1 protein-coding gene is annotated in these 1,674 nt (G+C 46.9%); it reads left to right on the forward strand.

The window, feature by feature from the left end; translation table 11 throughout:
- Nucleotides 1–225: 225 nt before the first annotated feature.
- On the forward strand, nucleotides 226–1,431 hold the full coding sequence (locus D6783_04240) for a cation:proton antiporter (protein ID RME52613.1): 1,206 nt from the start codon (nucleotides 226–228) through the stop codon (nucleotides 1,429–1,431).
- Nucleotides 1,432–1,674 lie beyond the last annotated feature (243 nt).

A 1,674-nucleotide genomic window follows, 5' to 3' on the forward strand; every position in this document is an offset into this window, starting at 1 on the left:
AAGAAGGTCAAAACAAGCGCAAAGGCAAACGGCCTGAGAAAGACTTGAAACTCACGAAGCAAGAACAAAATAAGCACCACACCCATAAATATAATGGTCCCGTCTACGATCTTTTGTCTTCCCACAACGAAGGAGAATGAGTTCATTCTTTAAAACTATTCGCTCCCGAAAACTGCACATGATAAAAAAGTTTTTAAACACAAAAACGAAAGAGCACAAACGCCAATGGAGATTATCACCTTCCTCTTCATCTGCCTAGCCATTTCCTACCTGCTTGGAGAAATCTTTGAAAGCGTCAAGTTCCCCCGCGTCCTTGCACCCCTTCTTGTTGGGTTCTTCTTGACGTTCCCCCCGATCAATGCACTCGTATTCAAAAACAGCTTTGAAACACAATTCCTCGCATCTTTTGCCAAACTCGGCCTCATCTTCCTCATGTTTTACACCGGGCTTGAAATAGACGTTGGAGCAATGTTAAAAGAAGGAAAAAACACCTTCCTCATCATGTTTTTTGGCGCACTCTTCCCCTTCGCCGCCGGCTTCGTAACCCTCCACTTCTTCTTCGACCAAAGCATCCTCATCTCCATCATCGTCGCGGCACTCCTCGGCGTCTCTGCAGAAGCGGTTGCAGTGGAAATCCTCAGTGAACTCGGCATGCTCAACACCCGCCTTGGCAGGCTCATCGTTGGCGCAGGCACGCTGGACGACACCTTGGAAATTCTCATCCTCGGCGCTGTCGTGACCCTCGTGAGTGGCTCAACAACCGGCCAGTTCTCCCTTGTTATCCTCCACCTCATCATATTCTTTGCACTCATCTACCTCTCCCGCTACCTCTTCATCCCCATCATTCTCAAAATCATAGGCAAAACCACCTCGAGCTATAAGCTCCTCATCGCCAGCATCATCATGGTCCTCTTCATGAGCATTGCAGCAGAATTCCTTGACGTCGGCGTCGTGCTTGGCGCCCTTCTCGCAGGTGTTGCCATAAAATACACCCTCATCGAAGAAAAAGAAGATTCTGAACGACAAGAAATCACCTCTTCCATCCGCACACTCACCTTCGGCTTCTTTGCACCCTTCTTCTTCATCCAAGTCGGAACACAAGTACAACCAGACATCATCACCAACACTCCCGTCCTCGGCATACTCCTCACCGTCATTGTCCTCGTCTTCCAACCCCTCGGGGCAGGCATAGGCAACCTCATTAGCAAACACTCCTTCTTTGAGGGCGTTGCTACCGGCTTTGGCCTCGCGAATAAAGGAGGAATGGAGCTCGTCGCCTCAAGCCTGGCCCTGCAAGCAGGACTCATCTCGCCAGACCTCTTCAGCTCCATCGTCTTCATGACATTCGTGGCAACATTCATCAGCCCGGTCTTCTTCAAATTCCTTGCCAAGCGTGTTGAAAAAAAATTCAAAGAAGAACCACTCATTTAAAAACCATCAACACCGCTTCTGCTCGAAAAAAAAACAAAAGAACGCTTCTCTATAACAGAAAAAAGAAAAAAAGCTAGCCCCTGTTGAGCTTCGATTGTTCAACGTGCGTTTTTGGAGCCAAGCTTGATTTTTCATTCATTTTGCTTGACCTCCAGTCATATTAGACTAATATAAGGTAATTAGCCTTTATATATAAATCATTTCTTAAACCAAGGTATGAGAATGGATGTTTCTTTCTTATAC

Source organism: Candidatus Woesearchaeota archaeon (assembly GCA_003694805.1).
Classification (GTDB): domain Archaea; phylum Nanobdellota; class Nanobdellia; order Woesearchaeales; family J110; genus J110.